We start from the raw sequence: 23,490 nt of genomic DNA on the forward strand, positions 1-23,490 counted from the left end.
TCGTTTACAGCTTCGCCAACTCTTCGCGACAGAACTCGACGAACAACTGCGCAGGCTTGGTCAACTGCACACGCTTGAGGTGCGCCGCCGCCAGCCCCGACAGCGCCACCGGCTCGGCGATATCCAGCGTCACCAGGCGCTTGCCATCGTAAGTGAAGGGTGAGTGCGGCCGGGTCACCAGCAGCGAAAAGCCGAACCCCTGCCCTACCATCCCCCGCACCATCTCGATCGATGGCGAGCTGAAGACAATGTTCGGCGTCAGCCCCATTTCGTTGAACAGGCTGACGAAGTAGGTACGGCTCGGCGCGACATCGAGCAGGATCATCGGCTCCGGGCAAAGGTCGCGCAGCGAAACCTGGGCCTGGCTGGCGAAGCGGTGCTTCTCGGGCAGCAGCACATAGGGCTTCTGCGGCGGCATCAGCGGCTCGGCCTCGATGGTGCCGTCCAGATCGTGGTCGTAGAGAAACGCCAGGTCGAAGGTGCCCGCCGTCAGCCCCTGGATCAGCTCCTGCTGCTCGCCGTCGCGCAGGCGGATATCCACACCGGGATAACGCTCGCGAAAACCTGCGATCAGCCGTGGCAGATAAAGCGGCGCGACAGTCTCGAAGCAGCCGATGTCGATCTGCCCGGCCACCGTATCGTTGTCGGCCAGGGCGTTCTGCTCGAACTCGTGGGACATCTGCAGCAGCGCCTTGGTCTTGGCGTAGAAGCGCTTGCCACTGGGGGTCAGCGACACGCCCTGGGCGTGGTGACGAATGAACAACTGCACACCGAAGCTCTCTTCCAGGCTCTTGATCGCGGTGGAGATCGACGGCTGGGCGATGTACAGCTGGCGCGAAGCCTCGGCAACACTGCCGGCCTCCACGGTGGTGACGAAGTACTTGAGTTGTCGCAAGGTATAGGAAGCCATGGGCACCTCTGGGGCGCCGTGGGCGGCGCGCGGAATTTTCCTCTCACCTTACCTTAGTGGCTGGCATGCGTGCGGCCAGTGCAGCCTAGGATTTGCCTGGGGGCTGAGCATATTTTTGCTCGCTTGTTGGCCGCCCCCAGGGCAACGGCCCCTCAGAACCCGACCGTCGCCGACAGCAACCACGTGCGCGGGGTCGACAGGGTCAGGCCGGTGGCGGTGCCGTCGGGAACGTTGGCCGAGGCCCAGTAGGTCTTGTCCAGCACGTTCTCGACGCTGGCACGCAGGGTGACGTCCTTGTCACCGAGCTTGAGCGCGTAGCGCGCGCCCAGGTCATAACGCTGCCAGGCGTCGATCTTCTGCCGGTTGGCGGCATCCAGGTACTGGTTGCCGGTATGGATGACGCGGGCGCTGAGGGTCAGCCCGTCGATGGCCGGCAGGTCCCACTCAACGCCAAGGTTGGCATTGACCACCGGCGCGCCGATGGCCCGGTTGCCATCGTTGCGGCCATTGGCGGTGCGTGTCTGCTCGGCATCGAGGAACATCGCTCCACCCAACACCCGCACCCCGTCCAGTGGCTCGCCGAACAGGCTGATTTCCAGGCCCTGGTTGCGCTGCTGGCCGTCGGCGCTGAGGTTGTTCTGGGCATCGGTGAAGTACGACGGTTTCTCGATGCGGAACAGGCTGACCGTGGTGCTGAAGCGTCCCATGTCGTACTTGGCGCCGACCTCCAGTTGCTTGCTGCGGTACGGCGCGAAGACCTTGCCGGCGTTGTTCGCCGTTTCCGGTGCCACCTGGCCCTGGGTCAGGCCCTCCATGTAGTTGAAGTACAGCGACAGCTGCTCGGTGGTGCGCCACACCAGGCCCATGGCCGGCGAGGTGGCGCGCTCGTCGTAGCGCTGGTCGGGCTCACCGGGCTCGGAGCTGTCGACCTCGACACGCTGCAGGCGCGCGCCGAGGGTGAGCAGCAGGGTGTCGTCGGCGAAACTCAGGGTGTCGGCCAGGGCCAGGCTCGACAGCACCGTGTTGGTGTGGGTCGGGTTGTCGTCGGACAACGGCGCGCCCGGTGCGGGCAAGGTCACCGGGTCGAACAGGTTGCTGACGCCGTTGGCGTAGCGTGCACCGCTGTTGTCGAAGGTCAGGTCGAAGCGATTGAGGCTGATATTGAGGGTATGGCCGACCGCGCCGGTGTTGAACCAGCCGCGCACGCCGACCGTGCCGGTCACCACGTCTTCCTCGCGCTGGAAGGCGCGCGGGCTGACGGTGAAGCGCCCGGCATCGTTGACCACCTGCACGGCGTGGCGCATGAAGTCGTAGTCGCCCTTGCGCGCCCCCAGGGCGCCCAGCAGCATCCAGTTGTCGCTCAGGTCGTACTCGCCGCGCACGGCGCCGAAGGTATCCTTGGCCCGCGAGTAGCTCCAGGGCTGGGCGAAATTGTGATGAATGTCCTTGGCATCCGGCACCTTGAGCCCTGCGGCAAGGCCGACACGCTCCATCGGCGCATCCACGTCACGCGCCTGATGGCCGATATCCAGCGACAGGCGGGTACGCTCGCCTTTCATGTCCAGGCCCAGCACCGTCGCCTCGCGGTCCATGTGCTGGTGATCCCACTCGGTGTCGCCGGCCTGGCGCACCGCGTTCAGGCGCACGCCAAAACGTTGCTCCTCACCAAAACGCCGACCGATGTCCAGATGACCGCCCCCCTGTCCCGCCGAGGCGTACAACGCGGTGAACTCGGTCAGCGGTGTCTGGCCAGCGCGCTTGGGCTCGATGTTGACCCCGCCGCCAATGCTGCCATTGGGCGCCAGGCCGCCCAGCAGCGCGCCCGGCCCCTTGAGGATATCGACCCGCTCGACCATCTCCATGTCGATCGAATAGGTCGGCAGCACGCCATACAATCCGCCGTAGGCCACATCGCTGTTGTACAGGCTGAAACCGCGCACGGAGAACTGCTCGAAGCGTCCACCTGCGGGGTTGGTGCTGCGCACCGAGGGATCGTTGGCGACGACATCGGCAAGGGTGCGGGCCTGCTGGTTCTGCAATATCTCGCGGGTGTAGGAGGTCATGCTCAGGGGCGTTTCCATGTAGTCGCGCTCGCCCAGCATGCCGAGGCTGCCGCGTCGCGACACCTGGCCGCCGGCGTAGGCGTCGTCTGCCAGCGAAGCGCCCTGGCCATGGACATTGGTGTCGGGCAGCACATGCGCGCCCTCGACCGGCGCGGCCTGGCGCACCAGGGTGAAGCTACCGGGCCCTGCCGAGACCAGTATCAGGCCCGAGCCCTGCAGCAAGGCGGCGAAGCCCTCCTCCACCCCGTATTCGCCCGCAAGCCCCAGGCTGCTGCGCCCGGCAACCAACGCCGGGTCCACCGACAAACTGACCCCAGCCTGGCCAGCAAAGCGTGTCAGCACCGCGCCAAGGCTGCCGCCCGGCACCTGGTAGCTGCGCCGCGCTTCATCGGCCCAACCTGGCGCGGGCAGCCCCAGCGCAAGCAGCAGGCCAGCGCGCATCAGGTGCAGGGATAGAGGACGAAGCAAAGGGGTGCGGGACATCCGGAACGCTCTCAGGTCAGGGGTGGATACCCTTGATGACAAGCGGGCGCAAAAAAAGGGACAGGCTTCAGGCAATTTTCTTGCGAGGGGTCAGCGACACCCAGTAGCGGGTGCGGTAATGCACCTGAAGCGGCAGGCTCGCCGCCAGCAGGGCGAGAATGCGGTCGGTGTCATCGAGCTGGAAGGTGCCGGTCACCGCCAACTGCTCCAGCGCCGGGTCCCAACGCAGCAGCCCGGGGCGGTAGCGATCCAGTTCACGCAGCAGATCGCCCAGGGGCTGGTCGTCGACGATCAACAACCCCTGCTGCCAACCCGGCAGTTGGGCGTCGAACGGCTGGCTGGCTGTCACCCCGGAGGCGCTCAGCATCGCCCGCTGCCCGGCCTCCAGGCGAACCGTCGGCCCGGCCAGCGGTTGCAGGCTGACCTGGCCACGTGTCACCGACACCACACAGCCCTGCGCACGCTCACGCACGCAGAAACTGGCCCCATGCACCCGCACCAGACCGTCGCGGGTCTGCACCTGCAGCGGGCCCACGGTGTCGAGGGCAATTTCGCCCTGCACCAGTTGCAGCCTGTGGCGACCTTCGGCGAAGTCCAGATTGACCGCAGTGCCGGTGTTGAGCTGCAACCGGCTGCCATCGGGCAGGGTCAAGCCGCGGCGCTCGCCCGTGGCGGTACGCAGGTCGGCACGCCAGTCGTCCAGCGGCAACTGCCGATAACCCAGCCAGGCCAGCGGTGCCAGTGCGCCGAAGCCCAGCACTTGCCCCAGCAGGCGGCGGCGATCCGGATCGGGACGGTCCAGGCAAGCCACCGCCAGTGGCGCCGGGACCTGGGCGAAGCGCTGACGCAGACCCTCGGCCTTCTGCCACAAGGCTTCATGGGCGGCACTGCGGGCTCGCCAGCGTTGCAGTGCAGCAGCCTGCTCCGTGTCGAGCTGGCCGGCATCCTGCAAGGCCAGCCACTGCGCCGCCTCACGGGCCAACTGGCGTGCACCGGCATCCACCGGGGTGCTCACAGGTCCACCAGCAGGCAGTGTTCGTATGCCTTGGCCATATAGCGTTTCACCGTTCGCTCTGACACCTCCAGGCGCCCGGCGATGCTGGCGTAGTCCAGCCCTTCTAGCTGCGACCAGAGAAAGGCCCGGCGTACCACGGCAGGCAGGCCATCGAGCAGGTCATCCAGGGCCTGCAAGGTTTCCAGCAGCAACCAGCGCTGCTCCGGCGACGGCGCCAGCGCCTCGGGCAGGTTGGCGAGGGCATCCAGATAGGCCTGTTCGAGGCTGCGCCGCTTGTAGTGGTTGACCAGCAACCGGCGCCCGACCGTCAGCAGGTAGGCCCGTGGCTCGCGCAGGCTCGGCACGGCGTTGCCCTGCTGCGCCGCGAGCACCCGCAGGAAGGTGTCCTGGGTCAGGTCCGCCGCAGTCCAGGCATCGCCCAGGCGCCGGTGCAACCAACCTTGCAGCCAACTGCGATGGTCGCGATAGAGGGTGTTGAAACTGGGTTCGGCTGCCGCGGCGGGGTCGGACATTCGGAGGCACGCTGAGGGAGGATGAGATACGAATGCGAGTGATTCTAATTATTTCTCATCCGCTCGCCAAGGTGCCCTGCTGTCATCCGCCCGCGAAGCGGCGGCTACGGCCACCGGCAAAATCCAATTAAACCCTCACCCACCTCCCCCTTCTAAACAGGTTGTGCCCACGGCACACCCTGCAATCAACAACACCTCGGAGGGGGACCCGATGGACGAACGATTTCTGCAGTTGCTGACCACCACCACGGTATTCGGCATCTCCATCCTCAACCTGCTGCTGGCACTGACGGTGACGGTGATCACCTTCCTGGTGACGCGCTGGGCGCTGAGTTTCCTCAAGCGCCGTGCCCGCCAGTGGTCCAGCCATGACGGGCAGCTCAGCAGGCTCATCACCCAAGTACTCGAAGGCACCAGCAACTTCCTGCTGATGCTCGCCTCGCTGCTGGTCGGCCTTGGCGTGCTGGACCTGCCGGAACGCTGGCTGGACCGGGTCGGCAGCCTGTGGTTCGTGGTCGCTGCGTTGCAGATCGGCCTGTGGGCCAACCGCGCCATCGCCCTCGGCCTGACCCGCTACTTCGCCCGCCACGACAGCGGCAATGCCTACCGCGGCAGCGCGTTGGCGACCCTGTCGGGCTGGGGCGCGCGGGTGCTGTTGTGGTCGGTGGTGCTGCTGGCGATGCTGTCGAACCTGGGCGTGAACATCACCGCCTTCGTCGCCAGCCTTGGCGTTGGCGGCATCGCCGTGGCGCTGGCGGTGCAGAATGTGCTGGGCGACCTGTTCGCCTCGCTGTCGATTGCCGTCGACAAACCGTTCGAGGTCGGCGACTTCATCGTCATCGGCTCGCTCGCCGGCACCGTGGAGAACATCGGCCTGAAGACCACGCGCATCCGCAGCCTCGGCGGCGAACAGATCGTCATGGCCAACGCCGGCATGATCAGCAGCACCATCCAGAACTACAAGCGCCTGCAGGAACGGCGCATCGTCTTCGAGTTCGGCCTGTCGTACGACACGCCCACCGAGGCTGTGAAAAAGGCCCCGGCGATCGTCGAGGAGTCGATCAAGGCCCAGGGCCAGGTGCGCTTCGACCGCGCCCACCTGCGCGGCTTCGGCAAGGAGGCGTTGGAGTTCGAAGCGGTCTACATCGTGCTCGACCCGGGCTACAACCTGTACATGGACATCCAGCAGGCGATCAACTTCCAGTTGCTCGAACGCTTCTCCAAGGTCGGCGCCAAGTTTGCCGTCGGCGCGCGCTCGATCAAGGTGACAGGCTTGCCGGAGGCTTCGAACCAGCTTACTCATGTCAGGGGACGGGACTCGCAGGGGAACTGAACGCCGCCCCCGGCGCTACAGCCGCACCCCGCACATCCCGGCAATGATCGCCAGCGCAATGGCCGCGCAGGCGATCACGCCACTGCGCCAGATCAGACGCACTGCCCGAGCCTGTAAACCGTGCGCCTGCATCACCATGCGCAGCCCAAGCAGCAGGTGCAGCAGTACCAGGAACACACCCAGGGCGTAGTGCGGCACCAGGCGGATGTTCCAGGGATCGAGCAGCACGCGCGCGCTCCAACGCCAGGCCAGATGCAGGCCGCTGACCACCTGGAAGACGAATGCCAGTACCAGCAGCGGTTCAATGAAGCCCGCCCGGTAAAGGGTACGGCCAAGGTCCATGACCTCAACGTGCAGCTCGGGCCCGACCAGCCCGGTCAGATGATTGGCCAGGTGGAACAGCACGTACAGGCACAGAATCGCACCACTCATGCCTAGCCAATCTGACTTGCGTTACAGCTTTCAGCCACTCGTTGGCAAAGCAGGATTGGAGGCGCCATCGTGCTCGTTAGCAGTATCGCCTTAATGATTCTCGATGAAAACGCGCTAGAAAAATGGTGCAGCAAATGCTGCTTCCGCATTCAACTATCTCACAAAGGTTACGCCAAGGATGCAGAAGAACTTGAGGCTTTGTTCAGTGCGATAAGTGAGGTCATATAATGTATTTTGTTGAATGGCTCACATGGCTTGCCTACATTGATCCAAAAGAAGAGCGCGATGCTTTTGAAAAGCAACATAAGAAAGTCAAAAGAAAAGCCTTATACGAAAGCGATGACCTGGAAATGCTCGAGTCCGCCAAAAAGCCTGCCTGCAACACACCCAAAAGTCGTGGACCAGTATATATTTATAATGAGCACATATTGGAAATGCGTAGCGGCATGTGGGAAGATAAGCGAGGTCTAATTAGCATACTGTCTCTCACTATAATATTCATGATAATGAGCGACGCATATAACGCGATAAAATCCATAAGAATCTTAATACCACTCACTCAAACCTATCAAGGCGAGCCCTATGGCGAACAACTTTTCCTAGCATCATTTTTCCTAACCATGGGCATAGGCACATTATGGCTTTACTTAAAATTTGGGCTTCGCTTCACACGATTCGAGATGTTCACATCCCGCCACTTGCTGATACGTTTCAACCGCACTACCCAGCAAGTCTACCTGCATCGCCCATCGTACTGTGGCGGCATCGTCACACTCCCATGGCGCGGTGTGACGTCTAGTGGCTCGGATAAAAAATACGCCACTGCCGGTGGCTTGAGCCTTCCTTTGAATCTCGTATGGCCGGCATCGTTCGCCGGCGCACTTCACCCCGAATTCATCTACGTAGGCAAGGCCACCAACAACTTCGCGGAACTACAAGACGAATGGGAGTTCATCCGCCGCTTCATGGATGAGGGACCAGAGGGTCTACCGCGCCCTCGCATCACCTCGCACTTCCCCTGGCCCTGGCAAGCCTTCACACCTCAATTCGAAGGGCTGACCCGCTATTTTCGTACCTCCTCTCGAATCACCAAGATCGGCCTGGTGAGGGCAGATAACCAAGGCTTTGCCTTGGTTATCCATTGATCAGCGGCTGAAAATCAGGCTTTTCGGTATCCCTAAACCGCCCATTCCGGCTGATGAGCAACTTGTTCGGAGTTTCCCTAACTCATCAGCAAGCCGCCCGGCCAAGCTCAAGCACAGTTAACGCCAGCCTGGCAAGGCTAGCGTCTGGGATTGCCCTAACCTCTCGACACCGTAGCCGCGCTCTGTACTCCATCCACCAAACGCACGATACCTAGCGGATTAGAGTCCTTTAGCGCATCCGGCAACAATGCATCCGGGTAGTTCTGGTAACACACCGGCCGCAGGAAGCGGTTGATCGACAGACTCCCCACCGAGGTACCGCGCGCGTCCGACGTCGCCGGGTATGGCCCGCCATGCACCATGGCATCACACACCTCGACGCCAGTGGGGTAACCGTTAAGCAACAAACGCCCCGCCTTGCGTTCAAGCACCGGTACTAATGGGGCAAACGCCTGGAGGTCATCCGGCTCGGCAATCAGCGTTGCCGTGAGCTGGCCATGCAATGACTGCAATACTTGCAGCAACTGCGCTTGGTCAGCCACCTCCACCAGCACGGTGGCCGGGCCGAACACCTCCTCCTGGAGCAGCGCGTCTCCCAACAACAGCAACCGGGCATCGGCCTGGAACAGCTGGGGCTGAGCCCGCTGCCCTTGCTGGGATGAGCCGGCCAGGTGGTGAATGCGGGGGTGTGCGTGCAGGGCCGCGACACCGCGAGCATAATTGGCGAGGGTGCCAGCGTTGAGCATGGTCTGTGCCGGCTGCTCGGCCATGTGCCCGGCAAGGTGCTCGACAAACTGCGAGAACGCCGGAGAGCGAAGGCCGATGACTAAACCCGGGTTGGTACAGAACTGTCCGCCCCCTTGCACCACCGACGCCACCAGGTCCGCCGCGATGCCTTCGCCACGTCGAGTCAGCGCGCCTGGCAATATGACCACCGGGTTGATGCTGCTCATTTCGGCGAACACCGGAATCGGCTGCGGCCTGGCAGCGGCCATGTCGCACAGGGCACGGCCACCCTTGAGCGAGCCGGTAAAACCAACGGCCTGAATCGCCGGGTGCTTCACCAACTGCTCACCAACGCCCCCTCCAAAAATCATGTTGAAGGTGCCATCAGGCATGCCGGTGCGTTGGGCCGCCCGCACGATGGCATCGGCCACGCACTCGGCAGTGGCCATGTGCCCGGAGTGCGCCTTGAACACCACAGGGCAACCCGCTGCGAGCGCAGCGGCGGTATCGCCACCTGCGGTGGAAAAGGCCAGCGGGAAGTTGCTGGCCCCAAACACCGCCACCGGCCCAATGCCGACCTGGCATTGCCGCAGGTCCACCCGTGGCAACGGCTGGCGCTCGGGCTGGGCACGGTCAATACGCGCCCCCAACCACTCGCCGCGGCGCAGCACCTGGGCGAACAGGCGCATCTGGTTGCTGGTGCGCGCCCGCTCGCCCTTGATGCGCGCTTCGGGCAAGGCTGTTTCGCGGCACACCAGGGCAACGAAGGTGTCATCCAGCAGGTCGATTTCTTCGGCTATGGCATCGAGAAACGCGGCCCGCCGTTCGGGTGGCAAGTGCCGGTAGGCAGGGAACGCCGCCTCTGCAGCCTGCGCAGCGGCGTCCACCTCGTCAGGGGTGGCTTGGGTAAACCGGTAAGGCAGCGTTTCGCCAGTGCTGGCATCGACGCTGTACAGTGCCACGGAACCAGCAGCACTGCGGGCCCCGGCGATGTAGTTGTAACCAAGTAGATTGGGCATAACGACCTCTTCAACCTCAGAGAATGGCAACCGACCCGGGCACTCTCGGTGCTTGCGCCTCGACAATGCCATTGCGCAGTGGCGCGCCGAACTCGGTGATGGCAATTTCAAAGGTATCGCCCGGCGCGGCCTTGATGCCGTCGGCAAACGACAGAGTGGCCGTGCCGAAGTAATGCACGTGCACATCACCCGGCCGCTGGAACTGCGCGTACTTGAAGTGGTGAAATTCCAGGTTCTGCAGGCTGTGGCACATGTTCTGCTCGCCAGACAGGAACTCACGCTCCCACAGCACCTTGCCATCACGCCAGATGCGGCTGCTGCCTTGCAGGTGCGCCGGCAGTTCGCCCACCCGCAACTCCGGGCCATAGGCACAGGCGCGTAGCTTGGAATGGGCCAGGTACAGGTAATTGCGCCGCTCCATGACATGGTCGGAATACTCGTTGCCCAAGGCATACCCCAGGCGGTGGGGCGTACCGTCATCGCCGATCACGTACAGGCCCACCAGCTCGGGTTCCTCACCGGCATCCTCGGCAAAAGCCGGCAGCGGCAGATCGGCCCCGGGGCGCACGACGATGCTGCCATCCCCCTTGTAGAACCACTCCGGTTGCGCGCCAACCTCACCCGCTGCCGGCTTGCCGCCTTCCAGGCCCCATTTGAAGATGCGCATGGTGTCGGTCAGCGACGTTTCATCCTGCTCGCCATGCTGGTGCATCTTATCACGCGTCGCCGCGCTGCCCAGGTGGGTCAGGCCGGTGCCACTGACCAGGCAATGGGCCGGGTCTTCGTGGTCCAGCGGCGGCAGTACCCTGCCCGCTTCCAGCAGCTCGGCGTAGTCGGGGCCTGGGTCAGTGCCACGCGCCAGCACTTGCTGAACCAGGCCATGCCCGGCACGGATTGCCGCCAGGGCAAGCTCACGGGTGCTGGAGGTTGCACGTACCGGGTGCACCTGGGCACCTTCCACCACGCCCACCCGGCGCTGGCCGGCCACGTCTTCGAATTGAATCAACCGCATGTGTCACTCTCCTTGCCTGGCCGGGGCACCGCCGCGCCGGGGTGCCCCCGCGCATTCATTCGATGATGTTGAAGTCCGAGAGGTACTCTTCGGAAATTTCCAGGCCCAGGCCCGGCTTGTCGTCGTCCAGCTGGATATAGCCGTTGACGGGCTGCGGCTCGCCCTTGAACACGTAGTAGAACAACTCGTTGCCCACCTCTACGTCGAACACTGGGAAGAACTCGGCCATCGGCGAGGCGGTGCTGGCCATGGTGAGGTGGTAGTTGTGCATCTGCCCGGCATGGGGAATGACCGGCACCGACCAGGCTTCGGCCATGGCGTTGATCTTGCGCGCGGCAGTGATGCCGCCGACGCGGTTGGTGTCGTACTGGATCACGTCCACGGCGCGGCGCTCGAGCAGGTCCTTGAAGCCATGGCCGGTGAACTCGTGCTCGCCGCCTGAAATCGGCATGATGCCCATCTTCTTCAGCTCGATATAACCTTCGATGTCGTCGGCGATCACCGGCTCTTCCAGCCAGCGCGGCTCGAATTCGGCCAGTTTTGGCAGCATCCGGCGGGCATATTCCAGCGTCCAGCCCATGTAGCACTCAAGCATGATGTCCACGTCGGGGCCGGCCAGTTCACGCAGGGCGCGCACTTGCTCGATGTTTCGGCGCATGCCGGCCGGACCGTCCTTGGGGCCGTAGCCAAAGCGCATTTTCAGGGCAGTGAAGCCTTGGTTGAGGTAGCCCTGGGCTTCTTCGAGGAACAGGTCGAGGTTGTCATTGGCGTACAGCTTGGAGGCGTAGGTCCAGATCTTTTCCTTGGTGCGGCCACCCAGCAGCTTGAACACCGGCTTGTTCACCGCCTTGCCCATGATGTCCCAGATCGCCAGGTCAATTGCCGAAATGGCGGCCATGCCAATGCCCTTGCGGCCCCAGGCGTGGGTGCGGCGGTACATCTTTTGCCAGATGTACTCGCTGTCGAACGGGTCTTCGCCAATGCAGATCGGCGCCAGGTACAGGTCGATGATTTCCTTGGCCACCCGTGGCGCCAGGGCGCAGTTGCCGATGCCGACGATGCCGGTGTCGGTTTCGATTTCGACCACCAGCCAGCCGTGGAAGCGGAACGAGCCCATGGCATCGCCACGCTCGAACAGGATGTCGCTGGCGTTGGTGCAGAAGTGCGCCTGGGGCGGCACGACCTTGCCTTTCCATTCAAAAACACGGGTACGAACGGCTTTGATTTTCATGCTTGCAGGTTCCTTTCAATAGAGCGTGTTGATCAGCCAACCTGCGCCGGCTCCAGCGCGGCAGGCGTGGGTTTGGAGAATTTGAGCCGGGACAGCTGCCAGGCGCCCAGCACACCCACGATCGCCAGGGCGAACATGCCCGCACGCGGGTCGGCGAACAGGGTTTCGGTGAGGGTCTTGAGGTTCGGTGCCGCGAAGCCGCCGAGGTTGCCCAGCGAGTTGATCAGGGCGATGCCGCTGGCGGCGGCCGCGCCGCTGAGGTAGCCGGTGGGCAAGGTCCAGAACAACGGCTGCACGGCAACAAAGCCTGCGGCGGCGAAACAGAACGCCAGCACCGCCAGTGGCAGGCTGCCGGCCAGTGCCGAGGCAGCAATGCCCGCCGCGGCCATGGCCAACATGGCCACCGCCAGTTGGCGATGCTGGCCGGTGCGGTCGGCATGGCGGGTGACCAGGCGCGTCACCACCAGGGCGCAGGCCCAGGGGATAGCGGTGTACAAGCCCACGCTCAGGCCCACCTGGCCATCCAGGAAGCTGGCGATGCGCGTCGGCAGGTAGAACACCACGCCGTACACGCTCATCTGCACGGTGAAATACACCAGGCAGAACTTCATCACCTGGCCGTTGCGCAATGCGCCCAGGAAGCCGTGCGGGCCTTGGGCCTGCTTTTGTGCATCTTCTTCGGCCAGCTGGCTTTCAAGTGCATCCTTTTGCGCATCGCTCAGCCAGCGGGCGTGGCGTGGGCGGTCGACCAGGTAGAAGTAGGCGGCGATGCCAACCAGCGAGGCCAGCAACCCTTCCACCACGAACAGCCACTGCCAGTTGCGCAGGCCGAACACGTCATGAAACTCCAGCAGCCAGCCCGACAACGGGCCGCCCAGCACCAGCGCCAGCGGCAGGCCAAAGTAGAACAGGCCCAGCGCCTGGGCGCGGCTGCGCTGCGGGAACCAGTAAGTGAGGTAGAGGATGATGCCGGGGAAGAAGCCGGCCTCGGCAATGCCCAGCAAGAAACGCAGCACGTAGAAGGTGGTGGCGTTGTCGGCAAACATCATCGCCGCACTGACCAGGCCCCAGGTGACCATTATCCGGCACAGCCAGACGCGGGCGCCCAGGCGGTGCAGCATCAGGTTGCTGGGCACTTCGAAGCAGGCGTAGCCGATGAAGAAGATACTGGCACCGAAGGCGAAGGCGACGTCGCTCAGGCCGGTGTCGGCCTGCAGGAAAGCCCGGGCGTAACCGACGTTCGCGCGGTCGATGAAGGCCAAGACGTACATCAGGATCAGAAAAGGCAGCAGCCGCGCGCGGCTGGTGGAAATGGCCGAAGCCAGGGAGCTGGCGTGATCGCTCATGGAGGTGTCCCCGCTGTTGCCCTGTGTGCCCCGAGACGCTTTGGGGCGGGCTTTTTGTTGTTGGTGTTGGGGCGACTTTAGAGTGGGCAGGCCTGACTGGATAATCACTTATGCGTATCCATCAATAGCCTGGGGTAATACCTTTTTACGGTTCAGGGGTGGTGGGGTTATCGCCTTTGAGACCCAGAAAGCGTGTTGCCTGTGCTTGCCCCGCGAAGAGGCCAGCACAGGCAACACAATCCAGCTGGCCCTGTGGCCTACAACAGTTTGAGGGTATACGTCAGAATCAGCCGGTTCTCATCCACATCGGCCACATGATTGGAACGCACCGCCGCATTGCGCCAGCGAACGCCCAGGTTCTTCAGCGGCCCGCTCTGGATCACATAGGTGACGTCCAGGTCGCGCTCCCACGCTTGCCCATCGCTGCCGCCTGCCACCTGGGCGTGATCACCGCTGGCGTAGCGAGTCATAAACGTTAAACCCGGGATGCCAAGGGCAACGAAGTCATAGTCATATCGCACCTGCCAGGAGCGCTCACCCGCCGTGGTGAAGTTGCGCACCTGGATGTCGTTGACCAACGGCGTGCTGGTACCCGCGATGTAGACCATCCCGTTGTCGCCATACATGCGCTGGTAACCCGCGCCAAGGGTATGCCCGCCACGCTTGGCACTGACGAAACTGGTGAGGGCGCGGTTATCCAGGTTGCCCAGGTCGGCGCTGCCGTCTTCACGGGTGCTGAACCAGCCCACATTGGCGGCCAGGGTCCAGTCACCCAGTGGCTGCTTGTGGCTGAAGCTGTAGTAGTTCTGCCGATAAATGTCCTGCAGCCGGGCCTGCCACACGCCTACCTGGGTGCGCTCGGCATTGAAGCGGTAATCGCCGCCCACATAGTTGAAACGGTCGGCAAACACACCACCGCGGCCGTCCACCGACAAGTCTTCATGGTTGGTGGAGTTGCGCTGGCTCAGCGAACGCATCTGCCCGGCCTGCAGGTTCAGGCCGGCAATTTCCTTCGAACTCAGCATGCCACCCTGAAAGGTCTGCGGCAGCAGGCGGCCGTCGTTGCGCAGCAGGATCGGCAGCTCGGGCATCAACTCGCCCACCTTCAGTTCGGTCTTTGAAAACCGCAGCTTGGGCGCCAACCCCACCCGCGAGAACTCATCCGCCGCCCGGCCATCATCGTGCCGGGGCAGTAGCCCCGAGCCGCTGCGCGCGGGGCTGCTGTCGAGCTTCACGCCCAACTGGCCAAGCACGTCGACGCCCACACCCAACGGCCCGGCGGTGTACCCCGAGTTGGCTTGCAACAAAAAGCCCTGAGCCCACTCTTCCTGCTTCGACTGCGCCGCGCCGGGCTGGCGAAAGTCACGGTTGAAATACAGGTTGCGCAGGCCCAACGTGATGCTGGCATCGTCGATAAACCCTTCTGCACTAGCGATTTGTGGCAAGCAGGTAAGCAACAGCGGTGTCACCGCACTGCCGGTCAGCAGGTAGGAAAAGGCTTTTGTCATTGTTGTTTTTCCTTTTTACAGGGTGATGCGAGCCGTGGAGCCGACAGGCTCCAGGCGCGGTTGAAAGCAGGAAAAAGCGGCCCCGAACGGAGCCGCCATGCACTCAGCGGGCGTTGCGCCCCATGCGGCAGGCAATCTCGAAGGCCTGGCGGGTGGCGCCGACATTGGCCTTGCCCTGGCCTGCGATGTCGAACGCGGTGCCGTGGGCCGGGGTGGTGATCGGGATTGGCAGGCCACCCTGCACCGTCACACCACGGGAGAAGCCCATCAGCTTGATGGCGATCTGGCCCTGGTCGTGGTACATGGTCACCACCGCATCAAAGGCCTGGGCGTCGCCCTGCACCTTCAGGAAGATAGTGTCCCCCGGGTAGGGGCCATCGGCGTCGATGCCCTGCTCCCGCGCGCGCTGCACCGCCGGGCCGATGATGTCCAGCTCTTCGCGGCCAAAGCTGCCGTTGTCGCCATTATGCGGGTTCAGGCCACAAACGCCGATGCGTGGGCGCTGCAAACCGTTGCGCTTGAGCGCGGTGTCGATCAGGCCAATGGCTTCGAGCACGCGCGCCTGGCTGAGCATGCCGGGCACTTCGGCCAACGCCACGTGGGAAGTTACTCGCGAGGTCCACAAGTTATCGAGCACGTTGAATTCGCAGAACGGCCCGCTGAAATTCAGGCGTTCGGCAAACCAGTGCAGCTCGTCGCTGTGGCCCATGCCGGCCATGTGCAGCGAAGTCTTGTTCAGCGGGCCGAACAGGATGGCGTCGGTCTTGCCCGAGTCGGTGAGCTCCAGCGCCACGGCCAAGGTGTCGAGGCTGTAACGCCCGCCAATCACGCTGGCTTCGCTGCGCGGGAACTCGCCAATGGCGGCGCCTCGGTAGGGGAACAACAGCGGCGTGTCGTCGGCAAAATCCAGCACGTCGAGCGAATCGATACGCCGGTACGGGAACTCACAACCCGCGATCTGCATGCCACGGCGCATCTCCTGCTCATCGGCAATCAGCACCACTTGCGCCTTGCCGCGCACCTCGGGTTCGGCCAACAGGCGGGCAATCAGTTCGGGGCCGATACCGGCCGGGTCACCCAGTACCATGGCCAGGCGTGGAAGGGTTTGCTTGTTCATGCGGGGGTCCTTGTGTGGGGCAACACCTGATTCAGGCGCAAGGTGTCGGGCACGGTGCGGTACAGGCGCCGTGCGTTGCTGTAGAAAAGCTGTTGCTGGGCGGTGTGCGGCAAGTCGGCGACGATGTGCTTGAAGCCGCTGTAAATGGTGTCGAAGCTGCCGCACAGGCCATCGACCGGGAAGTTGCTGGCAAACATCGCCCGTTCGCTGCCAAACAACGCGATGACCTGGCGCACGATCCAGGCGTTGTCCTCGGCACGCCAGGGTTGGCCGGCCTGGCCAATGCCCGAGATCTTCACCGCCACGTTGTCGCATCGGGCAAACCGCGCCATGGCCGCGTGCCAGTCCGCCAGGCCTTGCGGGCTGCGGTCCGAAGGCAGGCCGGCATGGTTCAGAATCAGCAACGTATCGGGAAAGTCCTGCGCCAGGCGGGCAGCCTCGTCGAGGTTCCACCACGGGGTTTGCAGGTCGAAATGCAGGCCGTGGCGCGCCAGCTGCGCATAGCCATGGCGCCAGTTCACGTCGCTCATCAGGCTGTGCAGGCGCCCAACCTCGGCCGGGCACGATGGCCCACCGGGCTTGTGGCGTACGCTGCGTACTCGCTCGAACGCCGCCTGTTCGGCCAGCACCCGGGCGGCGTCCGGCGCGTCCAGCCAAGCCTGGGCCACCACGGCATTGGGCGCCCCGTAACGTGCTGCCAGGCCATGGATGAAGCGCGTTTCACCCACTGGGTCACGCGGGTCCCATTCGGTTTCCACGTAGACGGTTTCGACCACCTGATGCCTGCCTGCGTCGGCCAGGTAATCTTCGGGAAAGTAGCGCCGCTTGAGGGCACTGTAATCCCCGTAACGAAACGGGATGTTTCCGGTGCCCGACAGCCACGGGTGCGGGTTGTTCAGCGGGTCCCAGAAATGATGATGGGCATCGACGATCGGCCCTTCGTACAACTCAGCCATGGTGTACCTCGGTCTTGTCCAGCGAGATCAACAGCGTGCCGACGATGAACAGCCCCGAGCACAGGGCAAAGAAGCCAAGCACCGCCGGGTAGCCGCCCAGGTGCTGCAACAGCACGCCCACCAGGATCGGCACCACGATGCCGCCCAGGCTGCCGGCCAGGTTCATCACCCCACCGATCAGGCCCACCCGCGACGGTGCCGCGAGCAGCGCCGGGAAGCTCCAGTACAAGCTGCCCCACATCAGGAAGAACGCCGTCAAAGACAGCAGCGCCACCGCCGCGTAGGCGTCGCTCAGGCTAGGCAGCAGCAGGAAGGCGCACAGCGCCACCAGGCCCGAGAAGGTCAAAAGGCCTTTGGCCGCCAAACCACGGCGCACACCCTTGCGGATCAGGGTGTCGCACAGGAATCCGCCCACCAGCGAGCCCACTGCGCCACACAGGAAAATGATGAACGTGGCCGCCCCGATGCCCTTGATGTCGAAGCCACGGGCATGGGCCAGGTAGCTCGGCCCCCAGGTCAGCAAGCCAAAGAACACCATCGCCCAGCTGGCGCGGCCCAGCAGGATGCCGGTAAGCGAACGCGCCGCGATGCCCAGCCCTTTGGCCGGCTGTTGCGCCGCCTCGGCCAACGGTACGGCGCGGCCGTGGTTGATTTTGTCCAGCTCAGCGGCGTTGACGGCGGCATGCTCGGCGGGGTTGTCGCGCAGGTAGTGCCAGGCCAGCCAGGCCATGGCCAGCGTGGCGATACCGGCGACGAAGAAGGCGATGCGCCACGAGCCAAGCACGGCGATCAGGTAGGCGATGATCAAACCGCCCAAGGCCGCGCCCAGCGGGCCGCCACAATCCATCAGCACCGCGCCGCGGCTGCGCTCGTTGGCGCCCAGCCACAATGAGTTGAGCTTGCCGCCCGAGGGGAACAGTGGCGCCTCCGCCGCACCCAGGGCAACCCGGGCGAACATCAGCGACAGGCCACCGGTGGTGAACGCCGCCAAGGTCTGGAACGCGCCCCACAGGCCGGTGGACCAACCAATGACCCGGCGCGGGCCGAAGCGGTCAATCAACCAGCCACCAGGAATTTGTAACAGCGCGTAAGCCCAGAAGAAACTGCTGAGAATCAGCCCCTGCATGCTGGGCGAAAGCTCGAACTCCGCGGCAATGGTAGGCATGGCAATGGACAGCGAAACACGGTCGATCAGGTTGATCACCGTCAGGGCAAAAATGATTGCGAAGATGCGCCAGCGCACGTTGCTGGCCTTCAGCGCGACAGGTGTGTCGGCCGATTGCCCAGCGTGCAGCACAGGGTTTTGTGCCTGAGCCATGGGAGGTACCTCTGCTTGTTATTGTTGTAATCCGGTAATGTCCGGCAGTGCCAATATGGCCGGGCCGTCGATAACCGTCTAATCAAAGCTGCTCATACAGCCATTGCCTGTGGTTATCGCTCAGCTATAACCCCTGGCTATCGGTGTATGCGTAACTTTGAGTGGACGCTTATCGGTTAGCTGCGCAGACTTCGGTGACCCATAACAAAGACAACAAAGAGGTCCCCATGCGAAACGCCTACGCGCGTCACATTTCGTCGTTGCTGGCCGCCTGCGGCCTGCTGTGCGCCACCGCCCTGCCTGCCCTTGCCGACACCTGGAAGCCCGAGAAGAACGTCGAGATCGTCGTGGCCGGCGGCCCCGGCGGCGGCACCGACCAGCTGGCGCGCCTGATCCAGCAAGCGATCAGCCAGCATCACCTGCTGGACGTCAACACCGTGGTGCTGAACAAAGGCGGTGGCAACGGCGCCGAAGCCTTCCTCGACATGAAACTGGCCCAGGGCGATGCCCACAAGCTGGTGATCGGCACCAACAACGTGTACCTGCTGCCGTTGGTGGCCAAGCTGGGCTACCAGTGGACCGACCTTACCCCGGTGGCCGCCGTGGCCGAGGACGACTTCATTCTCTGGACCTACCAGGACGCCCCCTGGGGCGACGCCGCCGCGTTCAAGGAGGCGCTCGCAAGCAATACCGGCAAGATGCGCTTTGGCGGCAGCCAGTCCAAGGACGTGGACCAGACACTGGCCCTGCTGATTGGCCAGCAGGTGGGCAGCAAGCTCACCTACATCCCCTTCAAAAGCGGCAGCGAGGCTTCGATCCAGTTGGCCGGCAAGCACATTGCCGCCAACCTCAACAACCCGGCCGAAAGCCTCAGCCAGTGGCGCGGCGGCCAGGTGCGGCCGCTGTGCGTGTTCAGCCGTGAGCGGATGATCTACCGCGACAAGGTCACCGCCGAACAGTCCTGGGCCGACATCCCTACCTGCCATGAACAGGGCCTGGCCATTGAGCAGTACCGCTTCCCCCGCACAGTCTTCCTGCCCGGCGCGATCAGCGACGAACAGCGGGCGTTCTATGTGGAGTTGCTGCGCAAAGTCAGCCAGACGCCAGAGTTCAAGGCCTACATCGAGCGCTCGGCGCTGGCGCCGACCTTCCTCGAAGGCCAGGCGCTGGTGAGCTACATCGAACAGGACCGTGAACGCGTGATGCCACTGTTCAAGGACGCCGGCTGGCTGCGCCAGTGAGCGCGACAAGGGAGACCACCATGTCCACCACCAACGATGCGCCTCTGGTTGCCACCCGCTGGGTGGAAATCGGCCTGGCCCTGTTCACCGCCGCGCTGGGCGGCACCCTCATATACGGCAGCCTGGCCATCGGCATTGGCTGGGGCGATGCCGGGCCAGAGGCGGGCTACTTCCCGTTCTACATCGGCCTGCTGCTGAGCTGCGCCAGCCTGGGCAACCTGCTGCTGGCCGTGGTGCGGCGCCAGGCCATGGCCGAAGCGTTCGTCGGGCGCCGGGCATTTGCCCAGGTGCTGGCCGTGTTCGTACCCATTGCCGTGTACGTGGCGGCCATGCCCTTTATGGGCATCTACCTGGCTTCGGTGCTGTTCATCGGCGGGTTCATGTGGCGAGCGCGCAAGGCTGGGCAAGGCCACCGCTGGCTGACCATCGCGCTGATCCCCTGCTGCGCCGCACTGGCCAGCTACCTGATTTTCGCGGTCTGGTTCAAGGTACCGCTGCAGGCCGGCGTGCTGGGTGACCTGGCGAGCTACCTGGGAGGGCTGCGGCCATGAGTGAAATCGATTCGTTGATGCAGGGCTTGAGCCTGATTCTCACCGCCCACCACCTGGGCCTGATGGTGGTCGGCGTGCTGCTTGGCATACTGGTCGGTGTGCTGCCGGGGCTGGGTGCACCCAACGGCGTGGCATTGCTGTTGCCGCTGACCTTCACCATGGAGCCGGTGTCGGCAATCATTCTGCTGTCGTGCATGTACTGGGGGGCGTTGTTCGGCGGTTCGATCACCTCGATCCTGTTCAACATCCCCGGCGAGCCTTCATCGGTGGCGACCACCTTCGACGGCTACCCCATGGCCCGCAACGGCCAGGCCGGCGAAGCACTTACGGCAGCGTTCACTTCGGCACTGCTGGGTGCCCTGATGGGTGTGTTGCTGCTGACGTTCCTGTCTACCCACATTGCCAAGTTCGCCATGGAATTCAGTTCACCGGAGTTTTTTGCGGTGTACCTGCTGGCGTTTTGCACCTTCATCGGCCTGAGCAAAAACCCGCCACTGAAAACCGTGGTGGCGATGATGATCGGCTTCGGCATGGCCGCGGTGGGCATGGACACGGTGTCCGGCGAACTGCGCCTGACCTTCGACCAACCCTGGCTGCTGTCGGGTTTGAGCTTCGAGGTGGCGGTGATCGGCCTGTTCGGCATTGGCGAAATCCTTTGCACCGTCGAGGAAGGCCTGGTGTTTCGCGGCGAACGGGCACGCATCACGCCCATGGTGATATTACGTACCTGGGCCAAGTTGCCCCGCTACTGGCTGACCTGGCTGCGCAGCGCGCTGGTCGGCTGCTGGATGGGTGTGACCCCGGGAGGCCCGACGGCGGCGTCGTTCATGAGCTACAGCCTGGCGCGGCGCTTCTCGAAAAACCGCGAGCGCTTCGGCAGCGGCGAGGTGGAAGGCGTGATCGCGCCGGAAACCGCCGACCACAGCGCCGGCACCAGCGCCCTGCTGCCGATGCTCACCCTGGGCATCCCCGGCTCGGCCACGGCAGCAGTGATGCTGGGCGGGTTGATGATCTGGGGCCTGCACCCGGGGCCGACACTGTTTGTTGAACAGCACGATTTTGTCTGGGGCCTGATTGCCAGCATGTACCTGGGCAACGTCGTCAGCCTGATCGTAGTGCTGGCCACAGTGCCGCTGTTTGCCTCGATCCTGCGCATCCCGTTCTCGATCATCGCGCCGATCATCATCATGGTGTGCGCCATCGGTGCCTACTCGGTGCACAACTCCATGACCGACGTGGGCCTGATGCTGGTGTTCGGCGCGCTGGGTTACCTGTTCAAGAAGCTTGGCTACCCCATCGCGCCGCTGGTGCTGGCTGCCGTGCTGGGTGACAAGGCCGAGGATGCGTTCCGCCAGTCGATGCTGTTCTCGGACGGGCAACTGTCGATCTTCTGGTCCAACCCGCTGGTGGGCAGCCTGACCTGCGCGGCACTGGTGATGCTGTGCTGGCCGTTGCTGGCCAAAGGCATCAACGGCCTGCGCACCCTGCTTGGCCGCACGCTGGCCCGGCGCATCGCCTGACCCGCCACCGCGCGGGGGCACATGTGCCCCTGCGCGGCTGGCGCCCTCGCCCAATTCTTGTCAATCTTGGCCCTCCCCATGACCACGAGCCAGACCATGTCCCGCATCCCCGACGCCAACATCATCCACAGCCGCCTGCGTTTGCGGCAACTGCGCCTGATGCTGGCCCTGGATGAACTGGGCTCGCTGCGCCGGGCCGCCGAGGAAATCGGCATGACCCAACCGGCCGCGACCAAGATGCTGCATGAAGCCGAAGACTTGCTGGGCGTCGAGCTGTTCGAACGCCTGGCGCGCGGCATGCGCCCCACTCCGTTTGGCGAAACACTGATTTACTACGCACGCATGATCTTTGCCGAGCTGTCGGGCATGCGCGAGGAAATGGTCGCCCTGGAGTCAGGCAACCTGGGCCGGGTCACCATCGGCGCCATCCCGGCGCTGGCTTCGGGTTTGCTCACCCGCACCATTGCCACCCTCAAGCAAAGCCACCCGCGCCTGTCGATGAGCCTGCAGGTGGACACCAGCGACGTGCTGGTGCAAGCCCTGCAGCAGGACCAACTGGATGTGGTACTGGGGCGCATCCCCAGCAACGCACGCACCGACGACCTGCAGTTCGACAGCCTGGGTGAAGAAGACCTGTGCGTGATCGCCGGCGCCCAACACCCCTTGGCCAAGCAGAAAAAACTGGCCTGGACCGAGCTTCAGGACATGACCTGGGTGCTGCAGCAGCACCCCAGCCCAATGCGCACCATCGTCAACCAGGCGTTCCACAACGCCCGCATCGACCTGCCCAGCAGCATCGTCGAAACCACTTCGATCATGACCCTGCTGTCACTGCTGCAGCAAACCGACATGATCGGCATCACGCCCCGCTCGGTGGTCGAGGACTACGCGGGGCGGCACCTGTTGGCCGTGCTGCCCATCCAGCTTGAACCGCGCCTGCCGCCGTATGGCTTGATCACCCGGCGCAATCGCGTGCACTCATCTGCTATGCAAACGTTTATGGCCGTAGTGCATCTAGAGCAAACTCGGTCGTAAGCGCTTCATGAACCCCACACTCCAAGCGCTTACCTGATCCCCAATGCTGTGCTCCCGATTTCTGTCTGGAGTTCGCCGACGATGATGCGCACGCCGAAAGGAGCGCGTGTTTCCTATAACGTGCAAACCGCCGTTGACGCAGAACACTGCCTGATTTTGCATCACCAAATGACGCAAGAGGGCGATGATCGCAAGCAGCTTGAACCCATGGCTAAAGCGGCCAAGGCTGAACTGGGGCAGGAAGCGCTGACTGTGACAGCCGATATGGGTTACTCGAATGGCCAGCAGTTCCAGGCATGCGAGAAAGACTCCATTACCGCGTACGTGCCGCCAAACCGAACCTCGAACCCAGGCGGCGAGGCATTATTCGAGCGCAAGGATTTTACCTACCACGCCGAACAGGATCGGTACCAGTGCCCGGCAGGTCAGTGGCTAATGCTGAAGCAACGTCACAAGGGCGACCGGTCTACCAAGCGGCGGTCAGTGATTGCGCCGGATGCGCGCTGAAAGCCCAATGCACGACGGCCAAGCGCCGCTATGTCTCGCGCCACGCTCAAGAGAAAGCCTTTGAGCGTATGGCGCAGCGGATGCAGCTGCATCCAGACATGATGGAACGACGCAGATCCATCGTGGAGCACCCGTTTGGCAATCTCAAACACTGGTTATTTGGGAACGGGCGGTTCTTGTTGCGACAACTCGAAGGCACAAGAGCTGAAATGGCCTTCGCTGTGACCGCTTATAACTTCAAGCGGGCGATCAGTGTCTTGTGTGCCAAGCAAATCATGCGACTGATGGGCTGAAGAGCCTTTTTCAGCACAAAAACAAACGCCCCGAACAAGTCGGGGCGTTTGGTCTAAGGCCTGTCAGTGTGTTTTCACACAGTCTGTTTCGGCCCTTTTTTCAACGACTTACAGACTTCCACGGAAGTCTGTAGATCCATAACTGGAGCGGGAAACGAGACTCGAACTCGCGACCCCGACCTTGGCAAGGTCGTGCTCTACCAACTGAGCTATTCCC

The 23,490-nt window shown here is 63.5% G+C and carries 19 protein-coding genes and 1 pseudogene; 7 read left to right on the plus strand and 13 right to left on the minus strand.

Annotated elements, in window-relative coordinates; all coding sequences use genetic code 11:
• Positions 1-4 precede the first annotated feature (4 nt).
• From AC2CGW_RS10280 to AC2CGW_RS10295, 4 genes are all read right to left on the minus strand, one after another.
• Positions 5-910, minus strand: coding sequence for a LysR family transcriptional regulator (locus tag AC2CGW_RS10280; protein ID WP_054892743.1), 906 nt, complete (start codon positions 908-910; stop codon positions 5-7).
• Between the two features lie 152 nt (positions 911-1,062).
• Positions 1,063-3,456, minus strand: a complete 2,394-nt coding sequence (locus AC2CGW_RS10285) for a TonB-dependent siderophore receptor (protein ID WP_484573995.1) — start codon at positions 3,454-3,456, stop codon at positions 1,063-1,065.
• Positions 3,457-3,523: 67 nt separating this feature from the next.
• Positions 3,524-4,471, minus strand: a complete 948-nt coding sequence (locus AC2CGW_RS10290) for a FecR domain-containing protein (protein WP_186669696.1) — start codon at positions 4,469-4,471, stop codon at positions 3,524-3,526.
• Positions 4,468-4,983 carry a sigma-70 family RNA polymerase sigma factor gene (locus AC2CGW_RS10295; protein WP_186669697.1) on the minus strand — a complete coding sequence of 172 codons (516 nt, stop codon included), beginning with the start codon at positions 4,981-4,983 and terminating at the stop codon, positions 4,468-4,470. Before AC2CGW_RS10295 ends, AC2CGW_RS10290 begins: the two co-directional genes overlap by 4 nt.
• A gap of 211 nt (positions 4,984-5,194) precedes the next feature.
• Between AC2CGW_RS10295 and AC2CGW_RS10300 the strand changes: the two genes are divergently transcribed.
• The gene (locus AC2CGW_RS10300) at positions 5,195-6,316 is read left to right on the plus strand and encodes a mechanosensitive ion channel family protein (RefSeq protein WP_484573996.1); all 1,122 of its coding nucleotides are present in this window, start codon (positions 5,195-5,197) and stop codon (positions 6,314-6,316) included.
• 15 nt (positions 6,317-6,331) lie between these two features.
• On the opposite strand, the gene AC2CGW_RS10305 is transcribed toward AC2CGW_RS10300, so the two are convergent.
• Positions 6,332-6,748 (minus strand): hypothetical protein, encoded by a 417-nt coding sequence (locus AC2CGW_RS10305; protein WP_484573997.1) that lies wholly within the window; start codon positions 6,746-6,748, stop codon positions 6,332-6,334.
• 227 nt (positions 6,749-6,975) lie between these two features.
• On the opposite strand from AC2CGW_RS10305, the gene AC2CGW_RS10310 reads away from it, so the two are divergent.
• Complete coding sequence (locus AC2CGW_RS10310; RefSeq protein ID WP_484573998.1) at positions 6,976-7,893, plus strand: DUF6708 domain-containing protein; 918 nt, start codon at positions 6,976-6,978, stop codon at positions 7,891-7,893.
• A gap of 155 nt (positions 7,894-8,048) precedes the next feature.
• Here the strand turns inward: AC2CGW_RS10310 and AC2CGW_RS10315 are convergent, their stop codons facing one another.
• From AC2CGW_RS10315 to AC2CGW_RS10350, 8 genes are all read right to left on the minus strand, one after another.
• Positions 8,049-9,638: an aldehyde dehydrogenase (NADP(+)) gene (locus AC2CGW_RS10315; RefSeq protein WP_186722507.1), complete on the minus strand. Its 1,590-nt coding sequence runs from the start codon at positions 9,636-9,638 to the stop codon at positions 8,049-8,051.
• Positions 9,639-9,654: 16 nt separating this feature from the next.
• On the minus strand, positions 9,655-10,650 hold the full coding sequence (gene araD1, locus AC2CGW_RS10320; protein WP_186669724.1) for an AraD1 family protein: 996 nt from the start codon (positions 10,648-10,650) through the stop codon (positions 9,655-9,657).
• Positions 10,651-10,705: 55 nt separating this feature from the next.
• Positions 10,706-11,881 carry an L-lyxonate dehydratase gene (locus AC2CGW_RS10325; RefSeq protein WP_186669726.1) on the minus strand — a complete coding sequence of 392 codons (1,176 nt, stop codon included), beginning with the start codon at positions 11,879-11,881 and terminating at the stop codon, positions 10,706-10,708.
• A 32-nt stretch (positions 11,882-11,913) separates the two neighbouring features.
• Positions 11,914-13,227, minus strand: a complete 1,314-nt coding sequence (locus tag AC2CGW_RS10330) for an MFS transporter (protein ID WP_484573999.1) — start codon at positions 13,225-13,227, stop codon at positions 11,914-11,916.
• A 257-nt stretch (positions 13,228-13,484) separates the two neighbouring features.
• Complete coding sequence (locus tag AC2CGW_RS10335; RefSeq protein ID WP_186722503.1) at positions 13,485-14,735, minus strand: OprD family porin; 1,251 nt, start codon at positions 14,733-14,735, stop codon at positions 13,485-13,487.
• Positions 14,736-14,838: 103 nt separating this feature from the next.
• Positions 14,839-15,852 (minus strand): 4-hydroxythreonine-4-phosphate dehydrogenase PdxA, encoded by a 1,014-nt coding sequence (locus tag AC2CGW_RS10340; protein WP_186669732.1) that lies wholly within the window; start codon positions 15,850-15,852, stop codon positions 14,839-14,841.
• On the minus strand, positions 15,849-16,808 hold the full coding sequence (locus AC2CGW_RS10345) for an amidohydrolase family protein (protein WP_186669734.1): 960 nt from the start codon (positions 16,806-16,808) through the stop codon (positions 15,849-15,851). The genes AC2CGW_RS10340 and AC2CGW_RS10345 overlap by 4 nt, the downstream gene beginning before the upstream one ends.
• On the minus strand, positions 16,801-18,126 hold the full coding sequence (locus AC2CGW_RS10350) for an MFS transporter (RefSeq protein WP_484574000.1): 1,326 nt from the start codon (positions 18,124-18,126) through the stop codon (positions 16,801-16,803). Before AC2CGW_RS10350 ends, AC2CGW_RS10345 begins: the two co-directional genes overlap by 8 nt.
• Before the next feature lie 227 nt (positions 18,127-18,353).
• Here AC2CGW_RS10350 and AC2CGW_RS10355 point away from each other — a divergent pair, with 227 nt between their 5' ends.
• From AC2CGW_RS10355 to AC2CGW_RS10375, 5 genes and pseudogenes are all read left to right on the plus strand, one after another.
• On the plus strand, positions 18,354-19,367 hold the full coding sequence (locus AC2CGW_RS10355; protein WP_186669737.1) for a Bug family tripartite tricarboxylate transporter substrate binding protein: 1,014 nt from the start codon (positions 18,354-18,356) through the stop codon (positions 19,365-19,367).
• 20 nt (positions 19,368-19,387) lie between these two features.
• Positions 19,388-19,918: a tripartite tricarboxylate transporter TctB family protein gene (locus AC2CGW_RS10360; protein WP_186669739.1), complete on the plus strand. Its 531-nt coding sequence runs from the start codon at positions 19,388-19,390 to the stop codon at positions 19,916-19,918.
• Positions 19,915-21,438 carry a tripartite tricarboxylate transporter permease gene (locus tag AC2CGW_RS10365; protein ID WP_186669741.1) on the plus strand — a complete coding sequence of 508 codons (1,524 nt, stop codon included), beginning with the start codon at positions 19,915-19,917 and terminating at the stop codon, positions 21,436-21,438. Before AC2CGW_RS10360 ends, AC2CGW_RS10365 begins: the two co-directional genes overlap by 4 nt.
• Before the next feature lie 96 nt (positions 21,439-21,534).
• Positions 21,535-22,473 carry a LysR family transcriptional regulator gene (locus AC2CGW_RS10370; protein ID WP_186669743.1) on the plus strand — a complete coding sequence of 313 codons (939 nt, stop codon included), beginning with the start codon at positions 21,535-21,537 and terminating at the stop codon, positions 22,471-22,473.
• A 69-nt stretch (positions 22,474-22,542) separates the two neighbouring features.
• Positions 22,543-23,273, plus strand: a pseudogene (locus AC2CGW_RS10375) (transposase); the annotation flags it as partial.
• Positions 23,274-23,490 lie beyond the last annotated feature (217 nt).

It is taken from the genome of Pseudomonas sp. SYWMCR5 (assembly GCF_057197165.1).